The 17,203-nt window shown below is 63.8% G+C and carries 19 protein-coding genes and 1 riboswitch; of the genes, 10 read left to right on the forward strand and 9 right to left on the reverse strand.

The window, feature by feature from the left end:
* Positions 1-220: 220 nt before the first annotated feature.
* Together BI344_RS04095 and glpK are read right to left on the reverse strand one after the other, a co-directional pair.
* Positions 221-922, reverse strand: coding sequence for an MIP/aquaporin family protein (locus BI344_RS04095; protein WP_071112062.1), 702 nt, complete (start codon positions 920-922; stop codon positions 221-223).
* 75 nt (positions 923-997) lie between these two features.
* Positions 998-2,500 carry a glycerol kinase GlpK gene (gene glpK / locus BI344_RS04100; RefSeq protein ID WP_071111650.1) on the reverse strand — a complete coding sequence of 501 codons (1,503 nt, stop codon included), beginning with the start codon at positions 2,498-2,500 and terminating at the stop codon, positions 998-1,000.
* Positions 2,501-2,697: 197 nt separating this feature from the next.
* Between glpK and BI344_RS23685 the strand changes: the two genes are divergently transcribed.
* From BI344_RS23685 to BI344_RS04110, 3 genes are all read left to right on the forward strand, one after another.
* Entirely contained in the window at positions 2,698-2,931 is a 234-nt protein-coding gene (locus BI344_RS23685) for a hypothetical protein (protein WP_139166877.1), read from the forward strand.
* A gap of 353 nt (positions 2,932-3,284) precedes the next feature.
* A complete protein-coding gene (gene pyk / locus BI344_RS04105) occupies positions 3,285-4,691 on the forward strand; it encodes a pyruvate kinase (RefSeq protein WP_071111651.1) in 1,407 nt (468 codons plus the stop codon).
* Between the two features lie 127 nt (positions 4,692-4,818).
* Complete coding sequence (locus BI344_RS04110) at positions 4,819-5,607, forward strand: substrate-binding periplasmic protein (RefSeq protein ID WP_083370057.1); 789 nt, start codon at positions 4,819-4,821, stop codon at positions 5,605-5,607.
* A 31-nt stretch (positions 5,608-5,638) separates the two neighbouring features.
* Here BI344_RS04110 and BI344_RS04115 read toward each other — a convergent pair whose 3' ends face one another.
* Both BI344_RS04115 and BI344_RS04120 read right to left on the reverse strand, forming a co-directional pair.
* On the reverse strand, positions 5,639-6,046 hold the full coding sequence (locus tag BI344_RS04115; RefSeq protein WP_095210774.1) for an ester cyclase: 408 nt from the start codon (positions 6,044-6,046) through the stop codon (positions 5,639-5,641).
* An 8-nt stretch (positions 6,047-6,054) separates the two neighbouring features.
* Positions 6,055-6,399 carry a hypothetical protein gene (locus BI344_RS04120; RefSeq protein WP_071111654.1) on the reverse strand — a complete coding sequence of 115 codons (345 nt, stop codon included), beginning with the start codon at positions 6,397-6,399 and terminating at the stop codon, positions 6,055-6,057.
* A gap of 165 nt (positions 6,400-6,564) precedes the next feature.
* Between BI344_RS04120 and BI344_RS04125 the strand changes: the two genes are divergently transcribed.
* Positions 6,565-7,776 (forward strand): winged helix-turn-helix domain-containing protein, encoded by a 1,212-nt coding sequence (locus BI344_RS04125; RefSeq protein ID WP_071111655.1) that lies wholly within the window; start codon positions 6,565-6,567, stop codon positions 7,774-7,776.
* A gap of 4 nt (positions 7,777-7,780) precedes the next feature.
* Here the strand turns inward: BI344_RS04125 and BI344_RS04130 are convergent, their stop codons facing one another.
* Positions 7,781-8,140, reverse strand: coding sequence for an EthD family reductase (locus tag BI344_RS04130; protein ID WP_071111656.1), 360 nt, complete (start codon positions 8,138-8,140; stop codon positions 7,781-7,783).
* Between the two features lie 94 nt (positions 8,141-8,234).
* Positions 8,235-8,957 carry a substrate-binding periplasmic protein gene (locus BI344_RS04135; RefSeq protein WP_071111657.1) on the reverse strand — a complete coding sequence of 241 codons (723 nt, stop codon included), beginning with the start codon at positions 8,955-8,957 and terminating at the stop codon, positions 8,235-8,237.
* A 149-nt stretch (positions 8,958-9,106) separates the two neighbouring features.
* Here BI344_RS04135 and BI344_RS04140 point away from each other — a divergent pair, with 149 nt between their 5' ends.
* The 3 genes from BI344_RS04140 (at position 9,107) to BI344_RS04150 (ending at position 11,291) form a co-directional block, all read left to right on the forward strand.
* On the forward strand, positions 9,107-9,400 hold the full coding sequence (locus tag BI344_RS04140) for a lipoprotein (protein WP_071111658.1): 294 nt from the start codon (positions 9,107-9,109) through the stop codon (positions 9,398-9,400).
* A 110-nt stretch (positions 9,401-9,510) separates the two neighbouring features.
* Positions 9,511-10,080, forward strand: coding sequence for a PTS sugar transporter subunit IIA (locus BI344_RS04145; protein ID WP_071111659.1), 570 nt, complete (start codon positions 9,511-9,513; stop codon positions 10,078-10,080).
* A gap of 110 nt (positions 10,081-10,190) precedes the next feature.
* The gene (locus BI344_RS04150) at positions 10,191-11,291 is read left to right on the forward strand and encodes a GGDEF domain-containing protein (protein WP_206600320.1); all 1,101 of its coding nucleotides are present in this window, start codon (positions 10,191-10,193) and stop codon (positions 11,289-11,291) included.
* On the opposite strand, the gene BI344_RS04155 is transcribed toward BI344_RS04150, so the two are convergent.
* From BI344_RS04155 to thiC, 3 genes are all read right to left on the reverse strand, one after another.
* Positions 11,292-12,401, reverse strand: coding sequence for a GGDEF domain-containing protein (locus BI344_RS04155; RefSeq protein ID WP_241499249.1), 1,110 nt, complete (start codon positions 12,399-12,401; stop codon positions 11,292-11,294). It abuts the gene before it with no gap.
* Positions 12,402-12,645: 244 nt separating this feature from the next.
* Positions 12,646-12,885: a DUF2789 domain-containing protein gene (locus BI344_RS04160; RefSeq protein ID WP_071111662.1), complete on the reverse strand. Its 240-nt coding sequence runs from the start codon at positions 12,883-12,885 to the stop codon at positions 12,646-12,648.
* 193 nt (positions 12,886-13,078) lie between these two features.
* The gene (thiC, locus tag BI344_RS04165; protein WP_071111663.1) at positions 13,079-14,977 is read right to left on the reverse strand and encodes a phosphomethylpyrimidine synthase ThiC; all 1,899 of its coding nucleotides are present in this window, start codon (positions 14,975-14,977) and stop codon (positions 13,079-13,081) included.
* A gap of 78 nt (positions 14,978-15,055) precedes the next feature.
* Positions 15,056-15,204, reverse strand: a riboswitch (TPP riboswitch).
* Between the two features lie 112 nt (positions 15,205-15,316).
* Here thiC and BI344_RS04170 point away from each other — a divergent pair.
* The 3 genes from BI344_RS04170 (at position 15,317) to BI344_RS04180 (ending at position 17,140) form a co-directional block, all read left to right on the forward strand.
* Complete coding sequence (locus tag BI344_RS04170) at positions 15,317-15,976, forward strand: protein-L-isoaspartate O-methyltransferase family protein (RefSeq protein WP_071111664.1); 660 nt, start codon at positions 15,317-15,319, stop codon at positions 15,974-15,976.
* Positions 15,976-16,302, forward strand: a complete 327-nt coding sequence (locus tag BI344_RS04175; protein WP_193430953.1) for a rhodanese-like domain-containing protein — start codon at positions 15,976-15,978, stop codon at positions 16,300-16,302. The genes BI344_RS04170 and BI344_RS04175 overlap by 1 nt, the downstream gene beginning before the upstream one ends.
* Positions 16,303-16,417: 115 nt before the next feature.
* Entirely contained in the window at positions 16,418-17,140 is a 723-nt protein-coding gene (locus tag BI344_RS04180) for a uracil-DNA glycosylase (RefSeq protein WP_071111665.1), read from the forward strand.
* Positions 17,141-17,203: the final 63 nt, after the last annotated feature.

Raw genomic sequence — 17,203 nt, forward strand, 5'->3', positions numbered from 1 at the left:
ATTTTTCTTTCGTTATTTTTCGCTTTTACGACACTACCGCCGCAAAGTTCGGCAATTAGGCAAAGCAATCATGGCGGAACCAAGCTGGAAAACAGACATGCAAGCCTTGTATAACAAGACTTTTCGATATGAAGGGAATAGCGGCAAGGCCGATGCGCGCGACGCGAAAAACGAACAAAAAAGGAAAACGGCGCGCCGGGAAACGCGCCGTCGACAGCCATTAGAAAGTGTAGGCCAGCGCCGCCAGCGTGCCACCGATCAGCGAACCGATCACCGGCACCCAGGAATAGCCCCAGTCACTGTCGCGCTTGCCCGGAATCGGCAGGATCGCGTGCATGATGCGCGGCGCCAGATCGCGCGCCGGGCTCATCGCGTAGCCGGTGGTGCCGCCCAGCGACACGCCGATGCCCAGCACCAACAGGGCCACCGGCAACGCATCGATCGCGCCCAGCGACACCTTGGGCGCCACCATCGACAGGATGGCGAACACCAGCACGAAGGTGGCCACGATCTCGGACACCAGGTTGCCCGGCAGGCTGCGGATGGCCGGACCGGTGCAGAAAGTGGCCAGCTTGGTGTCGGCGCAGTCGGTGGTTTCATAGTGCTTGCGATAGATCAGCCACATCAGGCCGGCGCCGGCCATGCCGCCCAGCATCTGCGCCGCCACATAGCCCGGCACCTTGTTCCACGCGAACTTGCCGGCCACCGCCAGCGCCACCGACACCGCCGGGTTCAGGTGGGCGCCGCTGATCGCCGCCACGCTGAACACGCCGACGAACACCGCCATCGCCCAGCCGAAGGCCACCACGATCAGGCCGCTGTTGTGGCCTTTGGTGTTTTTCAGCAATACATTGGCCACCACGCCATTGCCCAGCAGCACCAGCAAGGCGGTGCCGATGAATTCGCCAATCAGAGGATTCATGATTTTGTCTTTCAGAAAAGGGGTCGCCCGCCCGCCGCTGTTTGCGCGGCGGGTCATCGCATGTTCAGCCGGAAATCAGGACTGGTCGTCTGCCCAGACGGTGGCGGCCTTGACGGCGCGCTGCCAGCCCTTGACGTTGCCGGCCACCTCTTCGGCCGCCATCCGCGGCTGGAAGCGGCGGTCCAGTTGCCATTGGCCCTGCACGTCGTCCAGGTTCTTCCAGTAGCCAACGGCCAGGCCGGCCAGGTAGGCGGCGCCCAGCGCGGTGGTTTCGGTGATCTTCGGGCGCACCACGTCCACGCCGAGGATGTCGGACTGGAACTGCATCAAGAGCTCGTTGACGGTGGCGCCGCCGTCGACGCGCAGTTCGGCGATGCCCATCTTGGCGTCGGCCTCCATCGCCTTGAGCACGTCCATGGTCTGGTAGGCGATGCTGTCCAGCGCGGCGCGGGCCACGTGCGCGGCCTTGGTGCCCAGCGTGGCGCCGACGATGGTGCCGCGGGCGTTGGGGTTCCAGTGCGGCGCGCCCAGGCCGGCGAAGGCCGGCACCAGGTAGACGCCGTCGCTGTCCTTCACCTCCTGCGCCAGCGGGCCGACGTCGGCCGAGTGGCGGATGATGCCCAGGCCGTCGCGCAGCCATTTCACCACCGCGCCGCCGATGAAGATGGAGCCTTCCAGCGCGTACTGCACCTTGCCGTCCACTTTCCAGGCGATGGTGGTCAGCAGATTGTTCGACGATTCGATCGGCTTGTCGCCGGTGTTCAGCATCATGAAGCAGCCGGTGCCATAGGTGTTCTTCACCATGCCAGGCTGGGTGCACTGCTGGCCGAACAGCGCGGCCTGCTGGTCGCCGGCCACGCCGGCGATCGGGATTTCCACCCCCAGGTGGGCGGCGTGGGTGTGGCCGTACACTTCGCTCGAGCTCTTCACTTCCGGCAACATGCTGGCCGGAATGCCCATGATGTCCAGCAACTCGGCGTCCCATTGCTGGGTGTGGATGTTGTACACCATGGTGCGCGAGGCGTTGGACACGTCGGTGACGTGCACCTTGCCGTGGGTGAAGTTCCAGATCAGCCAGCTGTCGACGGTGCCGAAGGCCAGCTTGCCGCTCATCGCGCGTTCGCGGGCTCCCGGCACATTGTCCAGAATCCACTTGATCTTGCTGCCGGAGAAGTAGGCGTCCACCAGCAGCCCGGTCTTGCTGCGGATCAGCTCGCCCAGGCCGCGCGCCTTAAGTTCGTCGCAGAAGCCTGCGGTGCGGCGGTCCTGCCAGACGATGGCGTTGTATACCGGCTGGCCGGTTTCACGGTCCCAGACGATGGTGGTTTCGCGCTGGTTGGTGATGCCGATGGCGGCGATGCTGCGACCGTCGATGCCGGCCTTGGCCACGGCTTCCGCCGCCACGCCCACCTGTCCGCCCCAGATTTCCTGCGGATCGTGTTCCACCCAGCCCGGTTGCGGGTAGATCTGGCGGAATTCCTTTTGCGCCAGCGACACGATGTCGCCGCTGCGGTTGAACAGGATGGCGCGGGAACTGGTGGTGCCCTGGTCCAAGGCCAGTACGTACTGATCGCTCATGAGTGTCTTCTCCTGATTGCCGGTAAGGCAGCATGGTTAACAGCGGGGGTGTCAACGTTGCGCTAATGTTGCTTTTTTTGCTTATGACGTTCGTTTTATTTTCGGACAATTCTATTCCCGAACACACGCTTGTCAATCATCCGGTAAAAAAAAATACATTTTCCGCAGCGCAACCAAGCCTGGCAATGAAATAATCCATGATATTTTTCAATAAAATCAATACATTGAAAAATGTAGCGCAGCGCTACATTCGCGCACTTACCCTGTCATTCCGCCAGCGCCAGGCGCCAAAACGCCGGACCGTCGCCGCAGGCTTCCCCGCCCAGCAAGGCTTGCGCGCCGATCCCGTCCTCCGCGCGCAATCCCGCACTGCAACAAGGCTTTGCGTCGATTACAGGGCACTTATTACAAAAGAAAAAATAAGAAAATAAGCGAACATTCAGATAACACATACAGAAAAAACAACACCATAAACCGTTGTTTTACGCACAAATCCTGATTTTCAAGTAATCCTGCCGCTACATGGCAGTTATGGCAGCATGGACGACAATGCCGAACACCCCGCCGATGCGCGCCGCCAGCCCCGCAAGACGCGCGGATTCGACCCAACGCAAAGAAGCCGCGGCGCAAGCGTGGCACCATCGGATACATGGCGGCAAAGCGGGGATAACGTCCCCTTGATAACGCCGCGCAGCCGTCCATGCCGGGCGGCAAGCCCGGGCCGCGGCTCCGGCAATATGCTTTCAGCTCCAACCTAACCGGCCGGAGGCCGCAAAGGACAGTCATGCTTCGCAACACCAAAATTCTCGCCACGCTGGGCCCCTCGTCCAGCACCCCGGAACAGATCCTGGAACTGGCCCGCGCCGGGGTGAACATCTTCCGCCTCAACATGAGCCACGGCAGCCATGACGACCACCGCGCCCGCCTGGCCGCCATCCGCGCCGCGGAAAAGGCGCTGGAGCGGCCGATAGGCGCGCTGTTTGACCTGCAGGGCCCCAAGCTGCGGATCGGCAAATTTCCACAGCCCACGACCGTGCAGACCGGCGCCCGCTACGAATTCGTGCTGGATGAGGTCGAAGGCAACGCCCAGCGCGCCAGCCTGCCGCACCCGGAAGCCTTCGCCGCACTGGAGCCCGGCCACGTCATTCTGGTGAACGACGGCAAGATGGCGTTCCACGTGGAACAAGTGGAACCGCGCCGCATCGCCACCCGCGTCACCGTCGGCGGCGAAATGTCCAGCAACAAGGGCTTCAACCTGCCGCACACCGTGCTGCCGATGTCCGCCATCACCGATAAAGACCGCAAGGACGCCGAGTTCGCGCTGCAGGAAGGCGCCGACTGGATCGCGATGTCCTTCGTGCAGACCGCGCAGGATGTGGCCGAGCTGCGGCAGATCGTCGGCAAGCAGGCCGGCATCGTCGCCAAGATCGAAAAACCTTCGGCGGTGGACGATCTGGAAGCCATCGCCACGCTGGCCGACGGCGTGATGGTGGCGCGCGGCGACCTGGGCGTGGAGCTGCCGCCGGAAGACGTGCCGGTGGTGCAGCGCCGCATCGTCCACCAGTGCCGCCACCTGGGCCGCCCGGTGATCGTCGCCACCCAGATGCTGGAATCGATGATCACCGCGCCGACGCCGACGCGCGCCGAAGCCAACGACGTGGCCACCGCGGTGTACGAAGGCGCCGACGCGGTGATGCTGTCGGCCGAAACCGCCGCCGGCCAGTTCCCGCTGCAGGCGGTGCAGATCATGGACCGCATCATCCGCCGGGTGGAAAACGCGCCGGACTACCGCAAAGTGATGGCGCTGGACTACAGCGTGGCCGACGAACCCGACCGCACCGACGCCATCGCCGCCTGTGTGCGCAAGGTGGCCACGCTGCTGCCGGTCACCGTCTCGGTCGCCTTCACCACCAGCGGCGCCAGCTGCCTATACTTGGCGCGCGAACGCCCATCCACCCCTATCCTGGGCATCTCGCCCAGCCTGGACACCGCCCGCCGCCTGACGCTGGTGTGGGGCGTGGTGGCCTACCACGGTCCGGACGCGGAAAACCTGGAGGACATGGTGGTGAAGACCACCTTCTGCGCCACCAAGCTGGGCCTGGCTCAGCAGGGCAAGCCGATGGTGATCATCGCCGGCGTGCCCTTCGGCACGCCGGGATCGACCAACCTGCTGCGCATCGTCTATCCGTAAGCGCCGCCGAAATCGCCATATCGAAACGGAACCCGTCGGTTCCGTTTTTTATTGCCGGCCGCCGGGCTCGCGGCTAGTCCTGCGACTATTCTTAGCAGGTGACCAAGGCCTCGCGAGACCACCTGAAATGACTGTGCGCCCGCTGACCAGCCGGAGATGCCGGCTGTGGCTGAAAGCCATGCTGATCTGCGGCTGCCTGGGCCAGCCCAGCCCGATTCTGGCGGCCGATGGCCTGACGGTGGCGCTGGATGCCAGCGACCCGCCGTTCATGTACGCCGGCGGCGGTGACGGCGCGCAAGGGCTCTATCCCGAACTGATCCGCCAGATTTGCGACAGAGCCGCCATTCCGCTGACCGTGCAGGCGATGAGCTGGCGCAGGGCTCTGCACGAGATCGACAACAGCAACAGCGCGGTCGGCGGCCTGTATAAAACCGCGGAGCGGGAAAAACGCTACGACTTCAGCCTGCCCTTGTTCACCGAGCGCATCGTGGTGGTTTACCTGCGGCGGCGGCCGCTGGACTTCCGCAGCCTGGCCGACCTCGACCACAAGCGCATCGGCGTGATGGCCGGATGGAGCTATGGCGACGACTTCGACCATGCCCGCGCCGCACGCCGCTTCACCGCCTACGACGGAGACTCCGACCAGCAGAATCTGCAGCGGCTGGAAAGGGGCTATCTGGACGCCGTGCTGGGCATACAGGAGGCGATGGAAACCCTGCCCGCCAAGCGCCGCGCCGGCCTGGCAATCGCAGCGACGGCCCTGGCGGCCAAACCGACCTTCATCGCCGTCAACAAGCAATCCGGCCAGCAGGCGCTGCTGCAGCGCTTCAACCAGGCGCTGGAAAAAATGCGGCAGGACGGCAGCTATCAGCAACTGGTGCGGAAGTTTTTCGCCAGCCGCCGCAGCGGGAATTAAGGCTATCCGGCCTTCGCCATGCAGGCGGGGTTCAGCCGCGCTGGATCTGGGCGATCGCGCCGTACAGATCGGCGCAGCTCCAATGCTCGGCGTATTTGCCATCGCGCACGACGACGATGTCCATCGCATTAATGGCGATGCGCTTGCCGCTGGCGGCCTGACCGAAGAACACGCCCGTGTGGGTAGCCTCTATGGTCTTGCGGGTCACTACCTTGCCGTTCTCTTCGATCTGCTCATGTATCAGCACGCGGATATCGGACAAGGCCGAGTGCAACATGCCGGTGAAGAATCCGGCAAAGCCGTCAGGGCCGTTGGGTACCCCCGGCGGGGCCGAGTGGTTGATGAAATCCGGCGCCACTAGTTCGGCAAAGGCCGCCATATCGCCGTTTTCTATCACTTCCCGATTGAAACGCTGAATCACGGTTTTGCTGGTATTCATGAGATCGCCTAAGAAAATGGAGCCGATGGCCATCCGACGTCCGGGTTGATATGCCGGTCAAGCGGCAATGACAATGGATTAAACGACAGGCGCGGCCATATCACAAGCGTTATCGGGCGCGAAACAAAGCCAAGCCGCCCTGGCGCAACGGCAATTCCGCTGCGGCAAAACCGGGCCGCGCGCTGCTCGTCCACCGTCAGGTATCGCTCGGCATTGGCCATGCCGCCGTCGCCGGCGAAATGATCGCGCATCGGATAGAGCGCGCCCGGTTTCAGCACCTCGCGCACCTGGCGATGCAGCGTCGGCGCATGGCGCTGGTGGCGGAGCTCATGCACCGCCTGATTGGCGATCACCGCGTCGATGGCTGATCATCCTTTCCATTTCATGCGCATGAATTGGAATTGTCCACACTGCCGCCATCGGCCATGGCATGGCATGGAATTGGCCATTTGCATCCCTGCAGACACTCCCCATTCGCCCCTGCTATAGTCTTTCCTCCTACCATTCATGCGCACAACATGTCCTCCACCCACCTCTCGCGGCAACAAGCCCGCCACTTGCAACTGGCTGCCCAGGGCCTGCTGAACACGCCACGCCGCAAGGCAAGCAAGGCCGATGCGCTGGAGGCGGTGCGCCGGATGGCGCTGTTGCAGATCGACACCATCAGCGTGGTGGCGCGCAGCCCCTATATGGTGCTGTACAGCCGCATCGGCGACTATCCGCAGGAGTGGCTGGAACAGCTGCTGGCCGAAGGCGCGCTGTTCGAATATTGGGCGCACGAGGCCTGCTTCGTGCCGGTGGAGGACTACGGCCTGCTGCGCCACCGCATGCTGAGCGCCGAAAGCATGGGCTGGAAATATTCGCAGCGCTGGCTGGAGCAACACTGCGCCGATATCGACAACATCGTCGAACACATCCGCGAGAGCGGCCCGGTGCGCTCCGCCGATTTCGAGCGCAAGGGCGGCAAGGGCAACGGCTGGTGGGACTGGAAGCCGGAAAAACGCCACCTGGAAGTACTGTTCACGCTAGGCCGGCTGATGGTGAAGGAAAGGCGCGGCTTCCAGCGCGTCTACGACCTGGCGGAACGGGTGCTGCCCGGCTGGGACGACGCGCGCGACCTGCCGTCGCCGGAAGAAGCCAGGCTGCAGATGGTGCGCAACAGCTGCCGCGCGCTGGGGCTGGTCAAGGCCGGCTGGGTGGCCGACTACTATCGGCTGAAGCGGGCGCCGTACGGCGAGATGTTGGCGCAACTAGCCGATCAGGGCGAACTGATCGCGGTGAAAGTGGAAGGCTGGAGCGACGAGGCCTACGTTCACGCCAGCCTCGCCGCCGAGCTGGAACTGGCGGCGGCGGAGCGGCTCAAGAGCGGCAACACCGCCATCCTGTCGCCGTTCGACCCGCTGGTGTGGGACCGCAAGCGCGCGCTGGAGCTGTTCGATTTCGACTACAAGATCGAGTGCTACACCCCGGCGCACAAGCGCAAATACGGCTACTTCACCCTGCCCATCCTCAACCGCGGCAAGCTGGTGGGCCGGCTGGACGCCAAGGCCCACCGCGCGCAGGGACTATTCGAGGTGAAGTCGCTGCATCTGGAACCCGGCGTGCGCGTCAGCCAGCGTCTGGCCGACGACCTGTCCGGCGCCTTGGCCAAACTGGCCGCCTGGCACCGCACGCCGCGACTGGCCATCAGCCAGGCGCCGGACGGCCTGGCCGAACGCATATTGGCCTGAAGGATCAGCCCGCCGAGGCGTACCAGCCGCTGACGCTGGGTTTGCGCTCCTCATGCAGCAGAATCTCGCTGAGCTGTATCGTCGGCTGGATATCGGTGTAATTAGCGATGTCGTCCATGATGCGCGCCGCCACCGGAGCGAACGCGCGCTGGAAAGCCTCTGGCGATTCGAACACCAGCTGGGCCTGCGCCAGGCTGTCCGGCGGGCTGCCCGGCTCCAGTCCGCTCAGCCCGCGCTCCACCTGCACGCCCTTGAGCGCGCTGCCCAGCAGTTGCTGCACCATGGGCATGTGCTGCTGCATATAGTAGTCAAAGTCGAAACGCGCGGCGGCGCGGTTGGGATAGACAACGGTGACGGCGATCATGGCGAGCTCCTGTTGTGCTTGACGGAGAAATCAACTTACCCGCCTGGCGCAACATTGCCAATGTCATTTCGACATGCGCTGTCGCCAGTCCGCATCAATTGGAACGGAAAGGCCCCATCAGCCTCTGCAACTCGCCGCTGCCGGCCATGCCCTGCATCGCCCGGGTCAATTTGTCAGCGGCGGCGCGCTCGCCGGGGGCCAGCCATAGATAGATGTCCAGATGCTCGAAGGCGGTGGCCTGCACCCGGCTGGCGTATTTTTCCTGCAAGGGCCAATGGCCGGCGGTTTCGCTGGATACGATGCATAAATCCACCCGCCTGAGCAGCGCCATCCTGATGCAGGCGTCGTGGGTATACGGCGTTTCGCGCCTGGCGACGTGGCGGGTCATCAGATCGATGCCGTGCAGTCCGCGCATATAGGCGATGTGGTAGTGGCCCAGGTCGGCCCAGGACTTGGGCCTGACCTGGGTGGAGGCGCTGATCGCGTAATACCAGGAGGTGCGCAGATGCGGCTCCACCCGGATGGCACCGGGATAGAACTGCTGGAACTGCGGCCCGCGATTGGGATCGCCGTCGAACTCTCCGGCCATGAAAGCCGCCAGCGCGCGCTCCGGCGGCTGGTATTCTATGGTGTACGCCAGCCCCGCATGCGCAAACGCGGCGTCGAGCGTCCGGCGCATCGCCAGCATGTTCGGCGTGTCCAGCGGCGACAAATTGACCAGCCGCAGCGTTTCCGCGGCCATCCCGTCCGCGGGAGCCAACAGCAGCGGCAGCCATCCGGCCCGCAGCAGGCGGCGGAAGTGGCGCAAGCGCTTCATCGGACCTGCCTTTCCCCGAAGTCGTGCCGCAAGCAGCCGGCAACCCGGCTTGAACTATAGGCAATGCCAGCCCGGTGCCGCCGGCGATGGAACTTGCGGCACCGATGCCAACTCTCTATCACACCACCATAATCAGACCGGACTCAACCATGCGCACCCCCATTTTCCTGCTGAGCGCCACGCTGGCGCTGGCCGGCTGCAACCCGCAACAGACCACCCAGCTGCAACAGGCCGCCTCAGCCGCCATCGGCAGCGTGCACCAGGGCGTGGATACCGCCAGCGCGCCGCTGGGGCAACTGAAGGAGCAGGCCAGCGCCGCGCTGGGCGTGGCCAAACAAATGGGCGCCGCCGCCACCTTGCTGAATCCGGAGTTGAAAGAGCAGGTGGACAAGCTCAAACGGCAGGCATCCGACATCAAGGGCGCCATCCAGCCGAAACCATAGCGGGGCCAGTCGCGTTGATGGCATTTTGATGTCCGGCTGCGGTTTATTTAGCTTGAATTTAGGCTGGGCGACCTAGCATGGTCTTGTCATTCCCCCTGGAGACATCCGTCATGGAAAGCTTGCCCGACATCTGCCGCATCAGCGACATCCTGCTGGACGTGGACATAGACTGCAAAAACCAGCTGTTCGACCACGCCGCCCGCCAACTGGGCCAACGCCACGCGCTCAACAGCCAGACCCTGCAGACCGCGCTGCAACTGCGCGAGCAGACCGGCAGCACCGCGCTGGGCCACGGCCTGGCCTTGCCGCATGCCCGCATTCCCGGCCTGACTGAAGCCCATGCGCTGTTTCTGCGCCTGAAACGCGGCATGGCCTTCGACGCGCCCGACGGCGCGCCGGTGCACAGCCTGCTGTTGCTGCTGCTGCCGCAGGAGGCGCATCCGCAGCACTTGCAACTGCTGGCCACCATCGCCCGCATGTTCAGCGAGCGTCCATTCCGCGAAGCGCTGGCGCGCTGCGACCACGCCCAACAAGTGCACCAGCTGTTCCAGCTGTGGGCCGATCCGCAAGCCACCAACGACCCGCACTTCTGGCTGGACAGCAACCGTTATTTCCTCGATACCGAAGCCAGCCTGCGCCCCGACTACAGCATACGCCGCAAGGTGGTGGCCCGCTTCTGAAGCCGGTCGGCGGAAATTGGGCGGTGACAGCGGAAAACCGGCTTTGCTAGGATTAAATCGCTACCGCCCATCTTCCCGACAAGGCCTGAATGTTCAATTTCCCGCTCGTCATGGTTTCCCTCTCCGTCGCCAGCATAGGCGCGATCACCTGGCAACACAGCGTGCGCGCCGATCTGCTGCGGCCGCGCCGCCGCTGGCTGCAGGCCTCGCTGCTGCTGGCCGCCGGCATGTTGCTGGAAGGCGAGGTGCTGGGACGCCACCTTGGCTGGCTGTCGCTGGGCAGCGGCATGAGCAATGCCGGCATCACGCTGCAGTTGATGATCATCGCCCGGCTGAGCAGTATCCGCCTGCCCGACACGCTGTGGCTGTGGGTGGGTGCCTACTCGATTCTGGACAAATGGGTGCCGCAGCCCCTGTACGCGACCGCGCTGGACGCCCTGGAAATCCCCGCGCTCTATCTGAGCGCCGGCTGGCTGTACCAGCGCGCGGAGCAGCGGATCTGCGACAACCGCTTCAGCCCTACCGCGCTGCTGTTCCTGCTGGGCGCGCTGCTATTCATCTGGCGCGACGCGCCGGACTTGCTCCGGCTGTACCAGGGCCTGCCACACCTGCCGCATGAACACACGCTGGCCCACCAGTTGGCGCTGACCGTGGCCGCCGCCGCCCAGGTCTGCGGCTCGGTGGGCTTTCTCAACATCGTGTTGCAGCGGCAGAACAGCCGGCTGCAGGACGCCGCCAACATCGATCCGCTCACCTCCACCGGCAACCGCCGCGCGCTGCAGTACTGGCTACGCACGCTGGAAGCGTCGACCGAACGAGTCTGCGTGGTCATGCTGGACATCGACCATTTCAAGTCCATCAACGACCGCTACGGCCACCCGGCGGGCGACCTGGTGATCCAGGCGCTGGCTGGTGTGCTCAACAACGGCGTCAGGGAAAACGATCTGTTGATCCGCTATGGCGGCGAGGAGTTCTGCCTGGTGATGCCGGATACCGGCGCCGAAGCCGGCATGGCGGTGGCCGACCGACTGCGCCAGCAATTCAGCGAACTGGCTCTGTTGCCGGAACAGCCGGAGCAGCGCTGCAGCTTTTCCGCCGGCGTGTACGAATGGCAGTGCCATCAGCACGACTTCGCCAGCGCGCAGCAGAAGGCCGACCAGGCGCTCTACCAGGCCAAGCAGAGCGGCCGCAACCGGGTATGCCGGCTATAGTCATTTGCCGAACTTTTCCGTTTCACTCTCCAGCCGGTGCTGCTGCTTGACCGTGTACATGTGCTGGTCGGCCATCCCCACCAGCGCTTCCGGGCTGACGAAATCATCCGGCCCGGTCTCGACGCAGCCTACGCTCAACTTCACGCCCGGCAGCGAGATATCCAGCTCGGCCCGCAGCCGCTGGACAAAGTTTTCCTCCGCCAGGCGGCGGCTGCAATTGGGCAGCACGATGCAGAACTCGTCGCCGCCGTAACGGAAACAGCCGTCCTCCACCCGCGAGATGCGGTTGATGGTTTCGCCCAGCACGCGCAGGATCTCGTCGCCGTGCTGATGGCCCTCGGTATCGTTGATCGCCTTGAAGTCGTCCACATCCAGGTACACCATCGTCACCTTCTCATGCCGCCGCTGCGCACTGCGCAGCACCCGGGTGAGGGTTTCGTCCAGATAGCGGCGGTTGAGCAGGCTGGTCAGCGGATCGGTGCGCGACAGCTCCTCCAACTGGCGGGTGCGTATCACCACTTTTTCCTCCAACACCTGCGCATACTGCTCCGACTTGTTGCGCGAGGTTTCGATTTCCGCCACCAGGCTGCGGATATAGGTTTCGAACACCAGCGCGATGTCGAACATCACTAGCTTGTCCATAGACAACAGGGTCTGCACGCGCACATCGTCGTCGGGGATCAGCTTGCTCAATTGGACGGACAGCAGCGAGCGCAAGGTATGGATGGCGGCCAAGTACAGCTTGGGCTCCACGCCAATGCGCTTGTGCACCAGGCCGATGCGCAGGCGGTTGTTGACGTATTCCAGATCGTAGACGCCGCTGAACAGGTCTATCACGTAGCGACGCTGAGCGCTGCGCAACCGCTGCAGGGTGTCGGCGTCGCCAATCAGCAGCGCGATTTCCGGCGTGCTGGTCTGCAATTCGTAGAAACGCTCCACCAGTTCGTCCAATTGCGCCTCTATCAGCACGCCGGCGGCGCGTAGCAGCAACTCGTCGCGCGTTGCCAAAGCGAACAGCTGTTTGCGCTGGTCGATTTCAAACTCGGTGATGCGCAACTGCTCCAGCAGGGTCTGATCGGTCTGCTTCATACCGTCTTCTACCATTGTCATGAATCTTATTAAAGCTATATCGCCGTTGCCGGCTATTCAATGCCATTTTGATAAATAAACCACTGAAAAATTGGAGATTTCGATAAGATAGCGCAGCAAAATGGCGGCCGCCGCTGCGGCGGGAAGACGCAAAACGGCAGCCACCAAGGCTGCCATTTGTCTGTGCGAAGTACTCAAACCATCACGCGAAATCCATCTATCCACAGCCTGCCGTCCGGGAGCGCGTTTATCCACAATCCCGCGCTCAGCCCACCGCCTGCTGCAACAATACCGCCAATTCATCCACCGCCTCGCTCCACTCGGCGTCGCTCTCCAGCGCCTGACGCAGAAACGCCGCCTGCGACGCGCTCCAGAACGGCGCATCGGCGAGCGCAACGCGCGGCGGCAGCGGATGGCTGGCGATGAAGGCGCGGATGGCGGCCGGCTCGTCGGCCAGGCCAAGCTGGCAGAACAGGCCGGGCAATAAATGGCTGCTGGTATCCATCTCTCACTCCCGTGCTTGACAACCACTCCATGTTAGCCGCCCGGGCGCGGCAATGCAGCCGCGATGAGCGGCAGACCGCCATTCCGGCCGCCGCGGCGAAACAGAAAATGCCGCCCACGCAAAATCCAGTGAACGGCATTCTTTCCATCCGCCCGGCCGGCGCCTTGCCGTCGGCCGGACCGCCAACGCGGCCTTACACCTTGTCGTACAGCTTGGAGCCGCCCTTCACAAACTCCACCGCCTTCACTTCCATGCCCTTGCGCAAGGCCTCTTCATCGCTGACGCCGTGCTTGGCGGCGAATTCGCGCACATCCTGGGTGATTTTCATCGAACAGAAGTGCGGGCCGCACATGCTGCAGAAATGCGCCACCTTGGCGCTGTCCTTCGGCAGCGTTTCGTCGTGGAAGTCGCGCGCCTTGTCCGGGTCCAGTCCCAGGTTGAACTGGTCTTCCCAGCGGAATTCGAAGCGCGCCTTGCTCAAGGCGTTGTCGCGGATCTGCGCGCCGGGATGTCCCTTGGCCAGGTCGGCCGCGTGCGCCGCCAGCTTGTAGGTGATGATGCCTTCCTTGACGTCGTTCTTGTTGGGCAGGCCCAGATGTTCCTTCTGGGTGACGTAACAGAGCATGGCGGTGCCGTACCAGCCTATCTGCGCCGCGCCGATGGCGGAGGTGATGTGGTCGTAGCCGGGCGCGATGTCGGTGGTCAGCGGCCCCAGGGTATAGAACGGCGCTTCGTGGCACCACTCCAGCTCCTTGTCCATGTTTTCCTTGATCAGTTGCATCGGCACGTGGCCCGGGCCTTCGATCATAACCTGGACATCATGCCGCCAGGCGATCTGGGTCAGTTCGCCCAGGGTTTTCAGTTCGCCCAGCTGCGCCGCGTCGTTGGCGTCCCAGGCGGAGCCCGGACGCAGGCCGTCGCCCAGGCTGAAGGCCACGTCGTAGGCCTTCATGATTTCGCAGATCTCTTCAAAATGGGTGTACAGGAAATTTTCCCGGTGATGCGCCAGGCACCACTTGGCCATGATGGAGCCGCCGCGGGACACGATGCCGGTCATGCGGCCGGCGGTCAGCGGCACGTACTGCAGCCGCACCCCGGCATGGATGGTGAAGTAGTCGACGCCCTGCTCAGCCTGCTCGATCAGCGTGTCCTTGAAGATCTCCCAGGTCAGGTCCTCGGCCTTGCCGTTCACCTTCTCCAGCGCCTGGTAGATCGGCACCGTGCCGATAGGCACCGGACTGTTGCGCAGAATCCACTCGCGCGTTTCGTGGATGTTCTTGCCGGTGGACAGGTCCATGATGGTGTCGGCGCCCCAGCGTATGCCCCAGGTCATCTTGTCCACTTCTTCAGATATCGACGACGTTACCGCGCTATTGCCGATATTCCCGTTTATCTTCACCAGGAAATTGCGGCCAATGATCATGGGCTCGGATTCCGGGTGATTGATGTTGGCCGGAATGATGGCGCGGCCGGCGGCCACTTCCTGGCGCACGAATTCCGCGGTGATCTCTTCCGGCAGATTGGCGCCGAAGCTGTGGCCGGCATGCTGGCGCGTCATCAGTTCCAGCAGCCGGGAATTGCCGGCTGACTTCAGCGATTCCACATAAGCGTTGCGGTTGAGGTTTTCGCGGATGGCGACGAATTCCATCTCCGGCGTAATGACGCCGCGGCGGGCGTAATGCATCTGGCTGACGTTGCGGCCGGCCTTGGCGCGGCGCGGCTGGCGCTTGAGGTTGAAGCGCAGCTCGGCCAGCTTGGGGTCGGCTTCACGGGCGCGGCCGTATTCGCTGGACAGGCCGTCAAGCTGCTCGCAGTCGCCGCGCTCGGCGATCCAGCCGGCGCGCAACGGCGCCAGGCCGCTCTGGATCTCGATTTCCGCCTGGGGGTCGCTGTACGGACCGCTGCAGTCGTAGACGTAGATCGGCGGATTTTTCTCGCCGCCGAACTGGGTGGGAGTGTCGGACTGGCTGATCTCGCGCATCGGCACGCGCAAGTCGGAGCGGCTGCCCTCTACATATATTTTGCGGGAATTGGGAAGCGGCTGGATGGCGGCGGCGTCCACCACCATCTGCTTGTTTACGGGCGCGTTCATCGGGCGGGTCTCCAAGGCGATGAAGCGGCGCAAGGAGCGGTTCGGCTGGGTGCCGGCTGCAGCGGGATGGTGGGCTATCCCGGACAGGTGACGCTTCCCTACGCCGGTATTATCCGGGTCAGGTTCCAAGGGTATTTCTCACCCGCGCCCTAATCTTTCAGCCCGATGTCCTACACTTTGGTAGCCGATCAAGCCGAACGCCAGGCGCAGGACCCCTAGCGATGCTGTGAAGGTAAGGCAAATATGGGATAATCGCAAGTTATCGTCATGACACGAGTCCTTGCCGCCGCAGCCCTTCTCCAGGCGGAGCGGACTCCCAGCCCTCCGGAGTTTAAGTTGATGGATTTCGAAAAAACCCGTTTCAACATGGTCGAACAGCAGATTCGTCCGTGGGAAGTTCTGGATCAGACCGTGCTGGATCTGCTGTTTCACGTGAAACGCGAAGACTTCGTGGCTGACAACCAGCGCCAGATGGCCTTTGTCGATACCGAGCTGCCGCTGCCCAACGGCAGCAAGATGCTGCAGCCCAAGATGGAAGCCCGCCTGGCGCAGGACGCCGCCATCCAGCCCTCAGACAAGATTCTGGAAATCGGCACCGGCAGCGGCTACCTGACCGCGCTGCTGGCCAAACTCGGCAAGCATGTGGTGAGCGTGGAAATCGATGCCGCGCAAAAAGAACGCGCCGCCGCCAATCTGAAGAAAGCCGGCATCCGCAATGTCAGCCTGGTGGAAGGCGACGGCGTGCTGGGCCTGCCGGAGCAGGCGCCGTTCGACGTGATCGTGGTCGGCGGTTCGCTGCCGGTAGTGCCGCAGGAACTGAAAGACCAGCTGGCCGTCGGCGGCCGCCTGATCATGGTGGCGGGCGACCTGCCGGTGATGAGCTGCAAGCTGATCCAGCGCGAAACCGAAACCAGCTTCCGCGAAACCGCGCTGTTCGAAACCTGTATCGAGCGGCTGAAAAAATTCGAGGCGGTGGAACCCGCCCGGTTCAGCTTCTGATGCTGCGCGAAATCCAGGCCCCCGAGCTGGCCGCCCGGCTGGCCGACGCCCAGGCGCCGGCCACGCTGTTGCTCGATGTGCGCGAAGAATGGGAATACCAGCTTGCCAGGATAGAAGGCAGCGTCCATATCCCGATGAACCTGATCCCGCTGCGGATGAGCGAGCTGCCGGACGACACCACCATCGTCGCCATCTGCCACCACGGCATGCGCAGCGCCCAGGTGGCGCTGTTCCTGCAGAACGCCGGCTTCGACGACGTGATCAACCTCAAGGGCGGCATCGACGCCTGGTCCGCCCAAGTGGACCCTAAAGTCGCCCGCTACTGAGCCCGGGCCAGCCCTGAGACGACACCGCCCTCGGGCGGTGTTTTGCTTGGCGCGGCGCAGGAACGAATACCCGCGCCGACCGCTCCAACCCCGACGCCGTCACTTCAAGAAACCTATGCAACAACTGTCCTATCTGTCCCCCGGCCTGGCCCGCATCCATCCGGACTGGGAAACCGTATTGAACAGCCCGTCCATCACCGACAAGCTGGCCGCCATCGACCGCCAGCTGGCGCAGCAGCAGCAAGCCGGCAAGACGCTGTTTCCGCCGCCGCCGCAGGTGTTCAACGCGCTGACCTTCACCGCCCCCGCCGACGTCAAGGTGGTGATTCTGGGCCAGGATCCCTACCACGGCGCCGGCGAAGCAATGGGCCTGTCGTTCTCGGTACCGGACGGCGTGCGGGTGCCGCCGTCCCTGCGCAACATCTACAAGGAACTGTCGGCCGACCTGGGCCTGGGCATCCCCGCCAGCGGCGACCTCAGCCACTGGGCGCAACAGGGCGTGCTGCTGCTCAACAGCGTGTTCACCGTGGAGCAGGACCAGGCCGGCAGCCACGGCAAGCTGGGTTGGCAGGCGGTGAGCGACGCGCTGATCGACGCCGTCAACGCGCAAAGCCCCGGCTGCGTGTTCCTGCTGTGGGGCAACTGGGCGCAGACCAAGGCCGAGCGCATAGACCAGAGCCGCCATCTGGCGCTGACCGCAGCCCATCCGTCGCCGCTGTCGGCCAGCCGCGGCTTCCACGGCTGCCGCCACTTCTCGCAGGTCAACGCCTGGCTGATCGCCCATGGCCGCGATCCCATCCGCTGGGCCGGCGCCGCGCCGCAGAGCAGCCTGTTCTGATACTGCTGTCCGCTGCGCCACTTTGCGCGGCGGACGGCTTGCCCTAAGCTAGTAGCTCCGCAA

Origin of the sequence: Chromobacterium sphagni, from assembly GCF_001855555.1 — a bacterium.
In the GTDB taxonomy this organism is placed as follows: domain Bacteria; phylum Pseudomonadota; class Gammaproteobacteria; order Burkholderiales; family Chromobacteriaceae; genus Chromobacterium; species Chromobacterium sphagni.